14 protein-coding genes are annotated in these 16,270 nt (G+C 58.0%); all 14 read right to left on the minus strand.

Features of this window, described 5'->3' with window-relative positions; genetic code table 11:
- Positions 1 to 43: 43 nt before the first annotated feature.
- The 14 genes from CRI93_RS04570 to CRI93_RS04635 all read right to left on the minus strand — a co-directional run bounded on the left by CRI93_RS04570 (position 44) and on the right by CRI93_RS04635 (position 16,158).
- Positions 44 to 1,276 (minus strand): O-antigen ligase family protein, encoded by a 1,233-nt coding sequence (locus CRI93_RS04570; RefSeq protein ID WP_098061431.1) that lies wholly within the window; start codon positions 1,274 to 1,276, stop codon positions 44 to 46.
- Between the two features lie 48 nt (positions 1,277 to 1,324).
- On the minus strand, positions 1,325 to 2,038 hold the full coding sequence (locus CRI93_RS04575; protein WP_098061432.1) for a hypothetical protein: 714 nt from the start codon (positions 2,036 to 2,038) through the stop codon (positions 1,325 to 1,327).
- A complete protein-coding gene (locus tag CRI93_RS15325) occupies positions 2,035 to 2,811 on the minus strand; it encodes a glycosyltransferase (RefSeq protein WP_176521692.1) in 777 nt (258 codons plus the stop codon). The genes CRI93_RS04575 and CRI93_RS15325 overlap by 4 nt, the downstream gene beginning before the upstream one ends.
- A gap of 454 nt (positions 2,812 to 3,265) precedes the next feature.
- The gene (locus tag CRI93_RS04585) at positions 3,266 to 4,231 is read right to left on the minus strand and encodes a sulfotransferase family protein (RefSeq protein ID WP_098061434.1); all 966 of its coding nucleotides are present in this window, start codon (positions 4,229 to 4,231) and stop codon (positions 3,266 to 3,268) included.
- Positions 4,232 to 4,315: 84 nt separating this feature from the next.
- On the minus strand, positions 4,316 to 5,683 hold the full coding sequence (locus tag CRI93_RS04590; protein WP_098061435.1) for an oligosaccharide flippase family protein: 1,368 nt from the start codon (positions 5,681 to 5,683) through the stop codon (positions 4,316 to 4,318).
- Between the two features lie 52 nt (positions 5,684 to 5,735).
- Positions 5,736 to 6,860, minus strand: coding sequence for a GDP-mannose 4,6-dehydratase (gmd, locus tag CRI93_RS04595; protein ID WP_098061436.1), 1,125 nt, complete (start codon positions 6,858 to 6,860; stop codon positions 5,736 to 5,738).
- Positions 6,861 to 7,063: 203 nt separating this feature from the next.
- Positions 7,064 to 8,857, minus strand: a complete 1,794-nt coding sequence (locus CRI93_RS04600) for an ABC transporter ATP-binding protein (RefSeq protein ID WP_245850316.1) — start codon at positions 8,855 to 8,857, stop codon at positions 7,064 to 7,066.
- 237 nt (positions 8,858 to 9,094) lie between these two features.
- Positions 9,095 to 9,454, minus strand: a complete 360-nt coding sequence (locus CRI93_RS04605) for a nucleotidyltransferase family protein (RefSeq protein WP_098061437.1) — start codon at positions 9,452 to 9,454, stop codon at positions 9,095 to 9,097.
- Between the two features lie 98 nt (positions 9,455 to 9,552).
- Positions 9,553 to 9,816 carry a nucleotidyltransferase family protein gene (locus CRI93_RS04610; RefSeq protein WP_098061438.1) on the minus strand — a complete coding sequence of 88 codons (264 nt, stop codon included), beginning with the start codon at positions 9,814 to 9,816 and terminating at the stop codon, positions 9,553 to 9,555.
- Positions 9,813 to 11,081 (minus strand): beta-ketoacyl-ACP synthase II, encoded by a 1,269-nt coding sequence (gene fabF / locus CRI93_RS04615; protein ID WP_098061439.1) that lies wholly within the window; start codon positions 11,079 to 11,081, stop codon positions 9,813 to 9,815. The genes CRI93_RS04610 and fabF overlap by 4 nt, the downstream gene beginning before the upstream one ends.
- Positions 11,082 to 11,237: 156 nt before the next feature.
- On the minus strand, positions 11,238 to 11,774 hold the full coding sequence (locus CRI93_RS04620) for a DUF1648 domain-containing protein (protein WP_098061440.1): 537 nt from the start codon (positions 11,772 to 11,774) through the stop codon (positions 11,238 to 11,240).
- Between the two features lie 57 nt (positions 11,775 to 11,831).
- Positions 11,832 to 12,761 (minus strand): ATP-grasp domain-containing protein, encoded by a 930-nt coding sequence (locus CRI93_RS04625; RefSeq protein WP_098061441.1) that lies wholly within the window; start codon positions 12,759 to 12,761, stop codon positions 11,832 to 11,834.
- A gap of 610 nt (positions 12,762 to 13,371) precedes the next feature.
- Positions 13,372 to 15,378, minus strand: coding sequence for an alpha-ketoacid dehydrogenase subunit alpha/beta (locus CRI93_RS04630; RefSeq protein ID WP_098061442.1), 2,007 nt, complete (start codon positions 15,376 to 15,378; stop codon positions 13,372 to 13,374).
- 27 nt (positions 15,379 to 15,405) lie between these two features.
- Positions 15,406 to 16,158, minus strand: coding sequence for an energy transducer TonB family protein (locus tag CRI93_RS04635; RefSeq protein WP_098061443.1), 753 nt, complete (start codon positions 16,156 to 16,158; stop codon positions 15,406 to 15,408).
- Positions 16,159 to 16,270 lie beyond the last annotated feature (112 nt).

Below are 16,270 nucleotides of genomic sequence, written 5' to 3' on the forward strand. Positions count from 1 at the left end.
CCCGCTTACTTTTCAGGCACTGCCTAATAGATGAAAGCTGTGACTATGTTCGATGGCAGTATTGATCTCGTTCTGAAGGAGAATACAGGAAAAGCCCCACCATAGCAAATAGCACCCGGTTGTCCGATAAGTCCCCTGTCAGCATTGCATTTACGAATGTGTTTGCAAATATTGCAAATATTATTATCTTAAGTATGCTTTTATTGACGGGCTTACCTGCAAACATTTTCCGAAATGCGTAGAAGGCAAAGGTGGAAACGAGGATAAAACCTATTATCCCGTACTCGGATAATACTTCAAGAAATAGATTATGGGGATACATCTTTTGGTCTCCCCAGCCTGCCAGTACGGGCCATCCTCCTATGCCTGCCCCCCCAAGTGGGTGAGCTGCCCATATCTCTACCGCCTGCTCATACATCTGGATTCGCATACCCGCTGATGCCCCCACATCATTCGAGAACAACACCTGGAGGCGCAAGACCGTGGTGAGTGCTCCCGAAGGCAAAAACAAGATGACACCTACAACAGATACCAAGAGACTTGCTATGATTGGCTTTACGTACCTTTGAACCGAAACCTTGGCCCTCATCATATCCCAGTCCGTACCAAAATACACGGGAACGAGGAGCCCGGCTACAGTTGCTAAGAGCGGTCCCCTGCCTCCAATAACCAGAAGGGTGGCAACATGCGCAAAGAAGAGGGCAAGGAACAGAAGCCGACGTATTCTGCTCCTCGTTGCTGATATAGCATATATGAACAGCACAATGGATCCGAGTCCTATAACGCGCCCAAGCCCCAGATAGCGCGTCCCCAATGCATACACCTGCTGACCGGTCAGGTCGGCACGTAAAAATGCACCTAGCGCCTCGAATACAAACCAAGACGAAAAGACCATTAGCACTACAAAAAACCGGCGCAAGCGCGCTTGGTCTCGGCTAATGATAAATGCACACCCAAGAAAAGACCAAAATGTTAAAACCCAAAGATACCCAATTTTTTCAACTGCGTATGCAGTCGAGGGACTCCAGAAATAACTGAATCCACAGAATGTAAAAAACAGACCCAGCAATCCTGTTAATAGAAGTGCGCTACGGCGCATCTTACCCTTACGTTTGTAGAACACCCATCCTCCTGCAGCAAGGCTCCCAAGCAAAAGCAAAACCGTCGTATCAACAGGGACCCAGTCAAATCGGGGGTCTTCTTTGAAACGTCCTGCAAAGAGGAATAGGACAAAGACAACTTCGAACGAGAATACGGCGGACGCAGCACGCTTCATTTTCAATACGGGAGCTATCGAAACAGATCGTCCGCTTTCGTGGGTCAGTTACGCATTTCCATGGATGCGTTGCTGTTGCGTCTCATATGCTGCACAAACTTGCTGGTACATGTTGGCGGCCTGGTTATACTCAGGAAGCCTGTGCATCTTCTCGCGAACGTGGCCTTTCTTCTTCTCACGCTCTGCTGTCGGCAGCGGTGTTGTGGAAGGGTCTTGGCTCTTTGCTTTCCATTCTTTGATATGCTGCTTGACTGCCTGGTCTACTTCTTGTATAGACTCGTAGTCGTTGAATTTGACCGCCGTAAGGTCTTTAACCTTTTTAATCATTTCCTCGGTTCTGCTCGTCGCCTCATCAAAACTGACAAGGATGATATCGTCAACAAGGTTCATCACAGTTTTGTAGAAGCTCGTGTAAGCGACGGTAGCTTCATACACACCCGGCCGAAACCGCGATACCACGGAGGGAATTGCATCTTCAGGATCGCGGAAAAGCACAACGGTCGGTACGCCGTGTTCTACAGCAATCTTTACGCTTGCCGCCGTGTGGCAGTGGTGGGCAATGGAAAGATCATCCCCCACGTAACGTATGACGTTCAGCGTGTACGAATTAGCACTTGATTCAAATCCTTCAACACAGATGTCTGTCTGTCTCCCTGCAATAGCACCATGCGAACTTATCCCGCAGCTTCTGGCAAGCCTCCACGCGAGGGGACTCTCTTTCATCTTGGTAACCAACGTGCTCTTTACTTTTTTTAACATCATTCCAGTGTTACTATTTTGCTCGCGAATTTATAAGGAGACCGCTCCGAAACATACTGATTAGCCAGATGGGGAGCTATAGAGACCTTACCTTCAATCGCTTCGGCAATAGCCTGAGAGAGTAAGGCAGGTTGTGTTACCTCTGCTGTAGCTCCAAGTTGGTACGAACGAATGAGTGTCCCTATAAGACCATCCTTCGGCCCGATAACAGGACAATGAGCCCGAGCAGCATGCCCAATTACACCGCTTGATCCTTCAGTACGCTGGTACGGTGCCAAAATCACATCTGCACTATGGAGCGCATCAGACAATTCTTCGGGGGCTACGAAACGGAAGTCTGTGCGTACTTCTAAGTTGCTCTTAGCTTGCAGCTTACGAAGATGTTCGCCGATTGGAGATTCCTGTCCCTCTTTCAAACGTCCAAGCAAAAGTAGGGCCCCTCGGCGTTGCTCTTGTTCGGAAAGCATCTGCATCGCCTTCAAGGTCTCTATAATTCCTTTCCGTTTGCTGATCGTCCCAAAGAACAGAAAAAGTGTTCGATTCGGTGAAATCGAATACGTATCATACACACTTGTCGGCTTTTCACTTTTCGGAAGTGATGGGACAGGATCTGGAAGAGATGTAAACCGCCCATGTGGATCAACAGCACGGTTGAGATGCTCGGCAGCTTCTGGATCGTTTAGGATGTGCACACTCGCAATGTTTGGATTCCGCATCATCAGCCAAAGGAGCCCTTTCTTGCGCAGCCGCTTGATCCAATTGCGCAGACGATCCATGCCTCCGTTTGCCGCTGGCCTCCACCGTGGATACGGCGAAAATAAAATACCAGATACCGTGAATCCCGCCTGAAATGCCCTGGGCGACACAAGCCCAAGTTGGAACCAGTTCAGCGTAAGAAGCACCAGATGTTGGGCATTGCTCTGTTCTGCCCAGCGGCGTGCCACCGCCCACTCATAGAGTGACCGCCTCCACAAACTACTGGAAGTCTCTATTCGGCTTATAATTTTCGGAGCGATTCCTTGTATCGAGAGGGACGGTGAACTGAAATGCTGCCTCACCGATGCAGCCACTTCTGGATGCACCACAAGCGTGACATCATATGGAAGGCTGTTTTCACAAACGTACTGTGCGATGTGCTGAACATACTCTAAATGATGCCCCGTTGACTCGGAGTCAAATATAGTAATCTTTTTTTTCATTTTATAATTTATTTTATGCAATTAGTTATAATTATGTATTTACGTATATTTTGTTTTCTTTTTTTACGTCTTCAATTTTTCTTTTTATTATATACGGCTCTAACCAAATACGCATTCCCCCTCGAATCAATCCGACAATGTCAGAAAATGTATGATGCATACTTAGAGGAATCGCGTCAAGCATCTCCACGATATGCTCATAATCGTACCCCATGATCTCAAGCCTTCGAGTTCCAATCCACTTGAGGTACCGCTTCATCCATACCTTTCGGATGGGTGTGTTGAGGACCTGCTTCCATTTGTTCATCGGTCCCTCGCTGATGGAGGTGTATTTTTTTGTGCCTGTAGGATCTCCCAGACGTCCCGAGAGCTGCACATCCCCAAAGTCCGACAGCATGTCTTCACTGTACTGTATGCCCAGATATGAGCACATGTCTTTTACTGCCGATCCCGGATCGGTAATTAACTGCGCGTATTGCACTCGGTGTGCAGATGCCGCTTCTTCCTGTGCCTGCACAAGGCGCTCCAGTCCCTTGTACAGGTCGATCTTGTAGTGGGGCAGGTTCCACCGTACGCTTTCATGCATCGTAAGCAAAGAGGCAACTACGGAAAGCGGGTTTCGCCAGAGAAATATGAACTTCCCATCGGGGAACAGCTCCATAATTTTGTTGGCGATCAGGTGGTAACGGGGGGTCTTGTCCAAGAAGTATATTTTATTTCCAGAAGACGCCTTTCGATATAGAGTATCAACAAAACAGCTTAGGGCCTCGTCGTAGTCTGCTTTTCCGTGCGGAAGCACATCGTAGAAGTCGTTTATGGCCCGCACGTAGCCGCGATGGTTATACTCCGCGTAGACTCCTTCCGATTCCTGCATGTAGCACAGCGGGAGCAATAACCACGGCTCGGAGGCTGTAGCCACCTCAGGGTGTGACCCAATGATGCGCTGCAACAACGTAGACCCTGAACGCGGAAGCGAAAAGATAAAAACAGGTTTCATGCGGATCCTTTCCAATCAGGTCTAATCAAGGTACAGAGCAAATGCGGAATGCAAAGCAAATGTCTTGTAGATACACAGCCACGGCTATCTTTCTACGTTAATGCCCACAAAGGAGGCATCGATGCGCAGATAATGGTACACCGCTACGAGTGCCAGTGCATTCCAGGTGATCATAGTAATCGCCGTTGCCGCGGCTGCTCCCTCCGTACCAAAAAGCCAGATCAGTAGGGCGTTGAGTCCGATATTGAGGACTGCACACCCCCCCTGAATCCAGGCCGACACCGACTCGTATTCTGTCATATTTAGCAGCAGTAGTGCCGGTCCCGCGGCAGCATTGGCGAGTTGACCAAGCAACAAGATGCGCAGTATCGGTACACTGGCTACATACTCAGGCCCGAAGAGCGAAAGCAGAAACGCCGCAAAAGCAAACAGAAATATCGTAGCACTGGCCACTCCTATCAGGATGAGTCGCGCTCCAAACGTTACGACCGACTGCAGTTCGTCTCTATCATCTTTCGCATACAGATCTGCAAACATCGGGGCTACGCTGGCATTAACTGCAACAATTACAAACGCAACCAACCCTGCGCCTTTGCTCGCCACGGCGTAAAGCCCAGCCGCCTCGGTCCCTATCAAACTTCCCACCATGATGGTGTCGGCGCGAAATAGGATCAAATTGAACCCTGCAATAAGCGCCATGTCGCGAGCAGTCCGAAACCAAGTGGCCCGAGCTACATCGCGGGCTGTGTGGGTATTGCTTCTGGACTCACTCTGCGCTTCGCTGGGCAACACACGGCGCGTTGCCCAAATAGCCGTGCCTGCAGCCAATGTGGTTCCCGTTACGTACAACACCATCGCCTCGTACGAAAGAACGGCCCAGCCTACCCAGGCGGCTGCTCCCATGCATACAATCACGAACACCGGGCGAACAACCTGCTCGATGGTATAGCCAGCTACGACGTACTGGGCCCCACGCATCTCGGCTATACGAACAGCCAGCGTGGACTGCACGACGGGAAGCAGTGCGGCGATGAGAAAGGTTGTCTGCGTCTCGGCTTCTGCGTATACCAATCCAGCTATCACGGCAAACAGAGCGCCCATACCGAGCGAGATGCCGGTTTTCGTGCGCCGACTAAACGCAAGGTAGTCGTGGAGCCGACTCATCTCGTTCTGCCCAAGGTACTTCGACACAAACCGTACCGACGCTGTCGAGAACCCGAAAGCGCTAATTAACGCCACAAGTTGGGCCCACGTAAGAGCGTACACGTAAATACCGTATTGCGCTGCGCCCAGCGTGCGGGTCAGCACGATCTGCATCAGGAAGGCAAGACCTGCCCCAACGATTTTCACCCCAAGGGTGCCCGACGACGCTCGCAGGATAAGCTTCTGCAAGCTCGTACCCGCCGCGCCTGAGACGAACCGGCGGATGCGGTCTTGTACGTCACTGAGCATGCACGCTGTATCCTTTACTCGTGGAGGGGCTTCCCGCTGTCTATGCCAGCAGTCACGCGTCACTCTGGGTCATAGAGGTTCGCTTTGCGGCCTTTAGGTCGCGAGCCACCATCTCCTCCGCCATCTCCTCCAGCGAGTGCTGCGGCGTCCAGCCCAGCTGCTCACGCGCTTTCTCGGCGTCGCCCAGGAGCAGGTCGACTTCGGTCGGGCGATAGTAGCGGGGATCGATGTCAACGACACACTGTCCGGTGTCGGCGTCGTAGCCTTTTTCGTCTTCGCCCTCGCCCTTCCACACGATGTCGATGTCGGCGGCTTTGAAGGCGAGCGTCGCAAAGTCGCGCACGGTTGTGGTCTGGCCCGTGGCCAGCACGTAGTCGTCGGGCGTGTCTTGCTGGAGCATCAGGTACATGCCCTGCACGTAGTCGCGGGCGTGACCCCAATCACGCTTGGCGTCGAGGTTGCCCAGGTAGGTCGTCTCTTGCAGTCCGAGTTTGATGCGCGCGGCGGCACGGGTAATCTTGCGCGTCACGAAGGTCTCGCCACGGCGCGGACTCTCGTGGTTAAAGAGAATCCCGTTGGAGGCGTGGATGTCGTACGCTTCCCGGTAGTTGATCGTGATCCAGTAGGCGTAGAGCTTGGCGGCAGCGTACGGACTCCGCGGATAAAACGGCGTCGTTTCGCTCTGGGGCGTTTCTTGCACCTTGCCGTACAGCTCTGAGGTCGACGCCTGGTAGAACCGCGTCTTGTCGGTCAGGTCCAGGATGCGGATGGCTTCCAACAGCCGCAGCGTGCCCAGCGCGTCTACGTCGGCGGTGTACTCGGGACTGTCGAAGCTCACCTGCACGTGACTCTGCGCAGCCAGGTTGTAGATCTCATCCGGCTGCGTCTCCTGCACGATGCGAATCAGGTTCGACGAGTCGGTCATGTCGCCGTAGTGGAGGAAAAAGCGCACCTCTTCCTCGTGCGGATCGGTGTACAGGTGGTCGATGCGATCCGTGTTGAACTGCGACGCACGCCGCTTGATGCCGTGCACTTCGTATCCCTTATTGAGCAGCAGTTCGGCCAGGTACGATCCGTCTTGGCCGGTTACGCCGGTGACGAGTGCCACGGGACGCTCGCCGCTGGCTCCGGGACGGTCGCTGGGTACTTTGCTCGTGATTTGCTTGTCGGTTGACATACGCTGCGGTTGGTGTCTTATCAGATGCATGTAAAGGTAGATGCGGCGCTGCCGGATTGCAACACGGGGGCTGCTGTTTACGCGGGGTATCCCGCAAAGAATGTGTGCACGCGGGCGTTTCGTTTGGTTAGACGTGTTGGTGCAGCAACGGGACGTGTATCTTGCGGCTTCGGCTACGTTCCGGCTTGTGTTGGGCCTGTGGTTTAGGGGGATGCGGAGGCAAACGCTCCGGTGCCTGCTTGCAGCGCATCGTAGGAGCCCTGCGCCACCACGCGGCCCGCTTCGATCTGAATGATGTGGTCGGCCTGCTTGAGCGTGTGGATGCGGTGCGCAATGCAGACGATCAGGCGGTGTGCGTCGCGCTTGTGCAGGGCCTGCATGACGTGCGCTTCGGTGGCGTGGTCCAGTGCACTGGTGGCTTCGTCGAGGACAAGCACGGATGGCTGCCGGTACAGCGCCCGCGCCAGCCCGATGCGCTGCTGCTGTCCGCCTGAAAGGGCCACGCCACGCTCGCCAACCGGCGTCTGCCACTGCTCGGGGAGCTCGTGCTCCACAAAGTCGGCGATGCACGCCATGCGCGCGGCCTCCTGCACGGCCTCCATGTCAATGGATCCTGGGGGCACGCCAAAGGCAATGTTTTGCGCAATGGTGGTGTCTTCGAGGTAGATGTGCTGCGGCACATAGCCGATCGCCTGCTGCCACCGCTGAAGCACCTTGCCACGGAGCGGCTCGCCGTCAATGCGAATCGTGCCTTGCTGCGGCGCCAGCAGCCCCAGCATCAGGTCGACGGCCGTGGTCTTTCCGGATCCGGTGGCGCCCACAATGCCGACGGTCTGCCCGGTGTCCATTCGTATTGATACGTTCTGAAGTGCGGTACGCTGCGCACCGGGGTAGCGAAACGTGACCGTGTCGAACGTCACGGCTTCGTGCAGCGGGAGCGGCTTGGGGGCTGGTGCAGATGTTGGGGAGGCCGAGGCCTTCGCATCCCCCTGAAGACCTTCGCGCAGATCACGCAGCGCCGCGGTGTTGAACTGCACGCTGGCTGCGCCCTTGAACGCCCCTTGCAGTGCAGGCAAGAGGCGGTATCCGGCAAAGGCGTACACGCCCAGCGTAGGGATGACGCTCGACAGGGTGTCTTGCACGGCAATCAGATAGACGGCAATCAGGATGATGCCGCCAAAGGCGACGATCTCAAGCGCGTAGCGCGGCATGTGCTGCAATGCGCTGTAGCGGGCCTGGTAGCGTGCGTATTGCGCCGAGGGTTTCGTGTATCGGCGCAGGCGCTCGGCAGCATGGGCGCTGTGCAGCTTGCTCTCTTTGATGCTGCCAAAGGCTTCCGCTACATGCTGATAGCGCGCGCTGTTGGCCTGCACGCGCTCCTCGCCATAGCGGCGGATGCGGTGGCGGATGCCCATGTACATGACGACATAGGCGCTCCCCAGCACACATGCTGCGATGAGTGCGATCCACGGATCGTAGGCGACCACGAATCCGGCAATGAACAGCGCCACAACGGCTTTGGCCCCGCCCTTGAGCGCAGGCACGAGCATGCCGTTGACGACCTCGCGGATCTCTTCGAGCACGTTTTTGCCGAGTTCGGCGCTGTTGCGCGTCAGGAAGTAGGCGTAGGGGCGTTCCATGTAGCGCTGCAACAGCCGCCGCGACAGGTTATGGTTCCACATCCAGGCGTAGTGGTACATTGCCCAGGTGGTGCCTACGATGACCGTGTTACTTACGAGCATGGCCCCAAGCGCAGCGAATCCCAGCGCAATGAGGAAGGCATTCGTATCTGCAAACCCGAGTGACTCGTAGGCCCACTGCAGGTATGGCGTTGTGTGGATGCGGGCGGGGTCGGCGGCCACCGACAGAAAGGGCATGATGGAGGCGACGCTCACCACCTCCAGCAGCGCCATTGCCACAACGGCCGCAAACAGCCCGTAGAGCCGACGCCGCTCGGCCGGCGTGAGCAGTTGGAAGAACAGGCGCAGGGCGTGCATGACGCAGGGGCGTTACGGGGCGGGCGGTTTGGTATTGGAGGCGAGGCGTTGGAGCATATCCGCGAATGATTGCAGGTCTGCCAATGTCTGACGGATGCGCTCTTGACAGCAGCTATGTGATGGAAGAAATATGCCAGTAGCCAGAGACTGAGAGCGCTGTCCAGCGCGGCCATCTCCGGGAGGGCTGGCGAGGGCGAACGGGGGACCGTTCGCCCCAGGAAGCAATGTACATTTATCTCATAGCACCATTCCGTCGCGGGCAATGACCGCTTGCAGCGAATCAGCGCATCGTTCGGCTTGCACGAGATCTACCGAAAACGGAGCTGCTTTATCTTGCGCTCGGGCTACCGCCTCGAAATACAGTTTGGGATCAAGACCCCAGACCGCAAGATCAATGTCGGAGCGCGGACCAAGCGATGTATTTTCACCTGCTATGGATCCAAAAAGAACGACCCGCTTCACGCCGTATGTTGTACGCAACCACTGTGCGACTTGACGGGCCGTGTCCTGTGCCTGCGCGCGTTGCTGCTCTTGCGCACGTGCGTCCCGACGCATGCGCTTACGCAATGTGGCCCGGTAGGCATCGAATGCAGGCATCGCTCCAAGGCTTTAATGGGTGCGTAGCAGGTATTCTCTATCTTACGCGGCTCATTCGGTTTCCTTGTTTCTCTCCACCGACGTCGACTGGTCTTCGATCAGGACTCGATCCATTGCTTCAGGCGGGTTTGTACGATACGGTGACGCAGGGGCATCCAGTCCGCTTGATCGGTGACCCAGCGGGAGATGAGCACTTGCATGATGGATGCAGCAAGCGGCGCAGGACCCAGCACGGCACAATCCAAGTCGCTTTGGGGCGTTGCCGTATCGTTGGCTATCGACCCGAACACCCAGGCTGCCTGTATCGACGGATAGGCTCGCACCACATCGCCCACCCGGTCAAGCAGCGCCTGATTGCTCATCCCTCCACCTTCCGGAACGCGAGCGTGGTGTTGTGTCCGCCAAAGCCAAAGGCATTCGCCAGTGCCACGTTCACCGGGCGCTGCTTGGATTCATGCAGCGTGTAGTCCAGGTCGCAGCCGTCGTCGAGGGTTTCGGTGTTGATGGTAGGCGGCACTTCGTCGTTCACGACCGCGAGCACGGTAGCTACCGCTTCAATGGCACCGGCTGCGCCCAGCAGGTGGCCCGTCATGCTCTTGGTAGCCGAGCAGTTGATGGCGTAGGCATGCTCGCCGAAGACACGCTTCACGGCGCTGGTTTCCACCGGATCGCCCGCTGGGGTCGAGGTGGCGTGCAGGTTGATGTGGTCAACGGATTCGGGGGCGACGTCGGCGTCGTCGAGGGCCTGACGCATCGCGCGGGCCGCGCCTTTGCCTTCGGGATCGGGGGCGGCGTAGTGATGGGCGTCGTTCGACTTGCCGAATCCGCACAGCTCCGCGTAGATACGCGCCCCACGCGCCTCTGCCGCCTCGCGACGCTCCAGGATGAGCGCCCCAGCGCCTTCCCCAGCCACAAAGCCATCGCGATCTACGTCGAACGGGCGGCTGGCGGTTTGGGGATCATCGTTGCGGGTGGAGAGCGCGCGCATAGCGCCGAATCCGCCCAAGCAGAGTTCATTGATCGAGGCCTCGGTACCGCCCACGAGCATCCGGTCGGCCTGGCCCTGCTTCAAGAGCATGAGCCCATCGGCAATGGCGTCGTTGCCGCTGGCGCAGGCCGACACGGTGCAGTGGTTGGGACCGCCCAGGCCGTACTCCATGGCAATGAGCCCAGCGGCCATGTTGCTGATCATCATGGGCACGAAGAAGGGCGAGATGCGCCGGGGGCCCCGCTCGTAGTTCACCTCGGCCTGCTCCATAAACATGGTGCCGCCGCCGATGCCCGTGCCAAACACAACCCCAAACTGGTTGCGCTCCTCCTCGGGCAGATCGTCGGGGGCCAGGTCGGCATCGCGCAGGGCCTCGCGGGCCACCGCCAGTGCGTACTGGCTGAACAGATCTTGCCGACGTGCCGACTTAAAGTCGATGCCGTGGTCTTCGGGATCAAAGTCGCGCACCTCGCACGCAATTTCGGTGCGAAAGTCGGTGGTATCGAACTTGGTGATGCGTCTGGCCCCACTCGTTCCAGCAAGCAGATGCGTCCAAAATGCATCCACCGAATGGCCAATGGGGGTCAGAGCGCCAAGGCCCGTCACGACAATTGCGTCCGAGGCGGAAGGGGTAGCCATTAATGCGTGCAGAAGTTCGTGAGCAATCCAGTAAACGCTGTGGGCGGCTATCGTGTAGTGTAGCCACTGTCCGGCTTAGGCGCAAGGCACACCTGGAGTCCTGCGTGCACATCCTACGAAAAGGCGATCCTGTGCATCCTCCTACTGGCTCTGTTCTCACCGCTTCTGCTCGCGATAAAGCCGCTGCGTGATGCGGTGCACGCCCCATACCATAACCGGGCCCAGTACTGCAAGCAAGGGAATGCTGCTCCACAGTACGGTGCGCGTGTGTACAGGTAGCACGCTGGACTTGTATACAGCCACGCTGTAAATGCCAACCTGCAGCACGGTGAGCACGAGCAGGACCAACGCCGCAATGCCGTACACGACGTCTTGCACCAGATGGATGACCACCGCACGGCGATCGGGCGTAAGCTGCTGAAAGGTCGCGGGGTCGGGCACATTCATGATGCTCGGAAAGCGCCGCATCAGGTGGGCTATGCCATAGAGCGTGGCGGTGAGAAGCAGTCCCAGAATGGGCATCAGAAGCCACCGTGCCAGGGTGGTGTCGGTGCGATACGACACCTGACCCAGCAGGTCAAAGTGCCCGGGCATGGCATCGGGCAGTTGCGGGTATGCCCACAGACTACCGGCCCACAGCAGCACCAGCAGCGCCGCGTTCTTGGCATGAAAGAGGGCGGTCGAAAACCGCATGCGGAGTTCAGCCGTGCGTGTAGGAAATGTTCAGGGGGATGCGCAGGGAGGGCGTGGTTAGGCCACTGCAGTCTCAGCCTCCAGGCAGCGCTGCACTAAGTCGGCCACGGCTGCCATACCGCTCAGGTTGTGCGCTTCCTCCACATCGGGCGAGTAATTCGAAGTGCCGTTGACGTCGTAGGTCCAGCAGCAGCCCTCCGCATCCTCAATAAACTCGATGCCCGCTACGTCGATCTGTTCACGTTGCAGGAACGTCTTGTATTTGTCGACGAGCGCAGAAGGCACGTCAGTGCGCAAGGCAAAGAGCGAGTCAGGCTCGTCGTTGGTTGCTACGTCGGTGCGGCAGGCCTCGGCAGGGCAGAGCTGGAAGCCTTCCGAGGTATCAGAGGTAATAGCGTAGACCAGTTCGCCATCCACAAACTCACAGCGCGTGATGAACGGCTCAGCAGAATCAATGTACTGCTGCAAAAGCATTACGCCGTCAGGCGAGGGTTCAACGGCGCTCTGTTCAACGGCTGTTTCGAGTTCAGCATAGCTATTGAAAAGTTGCACGCCCAGTCCCTTGCCACCACGGTTGTGCTTGGTAATGAACGGCGTATCCATGTCGCGTGCTGCATCGAGCCATGCCTCCGGCCCACCGATTACGGCACGCGTAGCGGGCGTGCGGATGCCGGCCTGCTCCAGCGCGGCATGCTGCTTCACCTTGCTGATCTCCAGCTCAAACGCATGCCCACCGTTGATGACGCGCCGCCCATGCCGCTCCAGCCATGCCAGTAGCTGACGCGTGTGCGCTACGCCCGACGTGTGACCGCGCGTGTGCGAGGAGGCGCTCATCCGGTTGATAAAGACCCCCTCGGGCGGCGTGCCGGTCACGTCGAAGTGGCCTTCGTTGATGAACCATTCGTCGTAGGGGATACCGGCATTGTCGAGCGCGGTGCGCAGCGGCGGCATCCAGTCTTCGTTCTCGTAGATGATATGGGCTTGCATGGCGGGGAACGCTGATGGACAATAGTTAAATGTACGTAGTCGGGTACGCTGTGCCGGGGTCAGAAGTTGGTAGTGGGGGGCTCTGTTCTATCAGATCTACAAAAGGGTTACTCTTTTCACGCAGCGTATTGCCCAACTCGATCAGAGAGACGAGGCAGAGCCCCTGAAAGGAGGCGTCGCACGGCAGAGGGGCCGTAGGTGCCATGCGACGAGGAGGGAGCAGGGTAAGGGAACGGGCTGCAAGCCTTCTTCTACCTGCTGTCATCCCGAGCGCAGCCGAGGGATCTCCCGCACTACTGCCTCCCTCCAACTCTATAATCTCAAGATCCAGTCAAACACACAAGGCTCTTAGTATGCGTTATGGTATACATCTGATCGCTGTTGAACATGCAGAAATGCTTGTTTATGCCCCCACACCGTCATCCCAGACGGATGCGTTAGCGGAGTGAGTTCGCCCTCAAACGGCGAATGGATTACCTCGTGCGTCGCTTCGCTCGGCTCCAGATCAGCGGCGCCAGAGGCGCCTTGCCTGTCCTGAACTCGATTCAGGATCTGGATGACGGACGTTGGGAGGGCTGTGCGACTTCTGAACCTATAGCACAACGCGTTCTCAGTACGCCATCAGTCGCTCAATAGCATCACGCAGGTCGCGCTTGGCCGAGAAGGTTGTTTCTTCGAGTTCTTTGGTTGCGGGAATCGGCGTGTCGGCCCCGGCGACGCGAATCGGCGGCGCATCCAGCAGCTCAAAGTGGTCTTCGGTGATCTCGGCGGCCAGTTCAGCGCCAAATCCGGCAGTGCGCGTGGCTTCGTGCAGGACCAGCACGCGGCTGGTTTCACTCAGGGAGGCGCGGACCGTCTCTTTGTCCCACGGCACGAGCGTACGCAGGTCAATCACGGCAACCGAGCGGTCGTGCGCCTCGGCCCAGTGAGCGGCCTCGTCGAGCGCCCAGTGCACGCCCAGTCCGTACGTTACGATGGTGGCATCGACCCCATCGCGCACCGTGCGCGCCTGACCCAGCGGAATCCGGTAGGGCGTGGAGGGCACCTCGCCCCGAATGGAGCGGTACAGCTTTTTCTGCTCGAAGAACAGGGTCGGGTTCGGATCATGCAGCGCGCTGTGCAACAGGCCCTTGGCATCGCGCGGCGTGGACGGCATCACAACTTTTAGACCGGGCACATGACAGAACCAGGCTTCGGGCGACTGCGAGTGGAACGGCCCGGCACCAATGCCGCCGCCGTAGGGCGCACGGATCGTCACGTTCACGGGCTGCCCCCAGCGGTAGTGCGTCTTCGCCAGGTTGTTCACGATCTGGTTGAATCCGCACGCAATGAAGTCGGCGTACTGCATCTCCACAACCGGACGCAGCCCTTCGATGGCCAGGCCCAGCCCGGCTCCAATCGCGCCGCTTTCGATGATGGGCGTGTTGCGGATGCGCTCAGGCCCGTAGTGGTCCACAAAGCCATCGGTGACTTTGAACACGCCGCCATATTCGGCAATGTCTTGGCCCATCATAAGCACATCGCTGTCGGCGGCAAGGGCTTCGTCGAGCGCGTCGGTGAGGGCGTCGATGTAGCGGCGCTCGGCGGTGGCGGTGTCGTCGTCAAGGTCTGCTTCGAGGGGCGGAGCCTCATCGTGCGGCTCATGCGGCGCATACACCGCTGCGGACTCCTCCTCGGGCGTGCTCTCAATCGGCGGCTGGTCGAGTGCCCATTCTACGGCGTCGTTGACGGTGGTGGCGATGTCGGATTGCAGCGCTTTGAGGTCGTCGTCGGCCCATCCCCCGGCTATGCGCAGATATTCTTCGAGGCGCTCCACCGGATCGCGCTCAGCCCAGGTGTCCATCTTTTCGTCGGGTACGTATGCGGTGCCCGAGGCTTCTTCATGACCGCGCATCCGAAACGTGCGCATCTCCAGAAGCACCGGACCGCGCCGCAGCGCGGTTTCGCGGGCGTTTTTTACAGCTTCGATGACGCCAAAGATGTCGTTGCCATCGACCGAGCGTCCGGGCATGTTGTAGCCGGAGGCCATCGACACGATTTCGGTTTCAGCGAGCGCCTCATAGGTCGGCGTCGATAGACCGTATCCGTTGTTCTCGACCAGGAAGACGACGGGCAGATTCCACACCGCAGCCAGGTTCATCGCTTCGTGGAAGTCGCCCTCGCGGGTGCCGCCGTCGCCGCAGAAGGCGAGCGCCACCGCATCCTCCTGCTTGTACTGAAACGCCTGCCCAATGCCACAGGCCACCGGCAGCATTGCGGCCATGTGCGAGATCATGCCGATGATGCGCTGTTCGGGCAGCCCGAAGTGAAACGTGCGGTCGCGCCCCTCGGTGAAGGCGCCTTCACGCCCGAAAAGCTGGCAGAGCAGCGGACGCAGCGGCACGTCGCGGGTGGTCCACACGCCCAGGTTGCGGTGCATCGGCAAAATGTAGTCCTGCTCGTGCAGTGCCCACGCCGTACCCACCGCAATGGCCTCCTGTCCATATCCGCTAAACCACTTGCTGATACGCCCTTGCCGGATGAGATGCAGCATTTTTTCTTCGATGGCGCGCGGCGTCGCCAACGCGCGGTAGAGCGCATCGACATCAATGTTTGTGGATACCGTGGGGGCAATCATAGGCACAGGGATTTGCGACGTAAGCGGTTATTCGAGGCGGAAGGTGAAAGTGATGATCCCGGTCTGGTTCTCTTGCGGAGCGCCCTCGGGCAGCGCGTTGAATTGCCAGCGCGACAATGCGTTCATAACGGCCTCGTCGAGCGCAGGGTCGCCCTTGATAAGCGGAATGCGGCGCACAATGTTGCCCTGCGGGTCGACCGTGATGCGAACGCGGACGCGGGCGTTCACCTGCTCGTTGTAGGTGGGAAGCGGAGCGAACTGCGGATCGCGGTTGAGGCCCTCAATATCGTAGGGCGCGCTGCGGTCTTCATCGGTCGAGGTGCCATCGTCGGCCTCCGTTTCACCTTCATCGGTTGGGGCGTCGTCGGTCTGCGCACCGTCATCGGCTTCGGGATCGGGCTCCGCGTCCGCGCTGTCGTCGCCCTCGGCGGGCTCCGTTTCGGGCTCAGGCGATTCCTCTTCGGGCTCTTCTTCGGTAGGCGGCACTGCCTCCTCCGAGTCCTCCGACTCAGGCAGCTCCACCGGCTCTTCCGGCGCTTCTTCTGCCGGTTCGGTGTCGGGCTGCTCCTCGGTCTGGGGGGATTCGGGAGCCGGCTCGGGCGGTGTGGGCTCTTCGGCCGCTTCTACAGGCTGTCCCTGCGCCAGCGGACCAAACTCAACCTCCATGTATCCGATCTGGGGCGCATCAGGACGGCCCGCCGAAAGCACGGCAAAAATCAGAAGCAGCAGCAGGTGCAGCCCCGCAGTCGTTCCCAGGCTGATCCAGTCGTGCCGAGTCATAGCAGACGAGCAGTTGCGATACAGAGAAACAGGCAGGCTCTATTTGTTGCGCGTACGCCAGCCCCAACACGAAGATTCGGGGCCCCCGTGCGGCACAACTGCCCCGCCGCCT

This window comes from Longimonas halophila, from assembly GCF_002554705.1.
Lineage (GTDB): Bacteria > Bacteroidota > Rhodothermia > Rhodothermales > Salinibacteraceae > Longimonas > Longimonas halophila.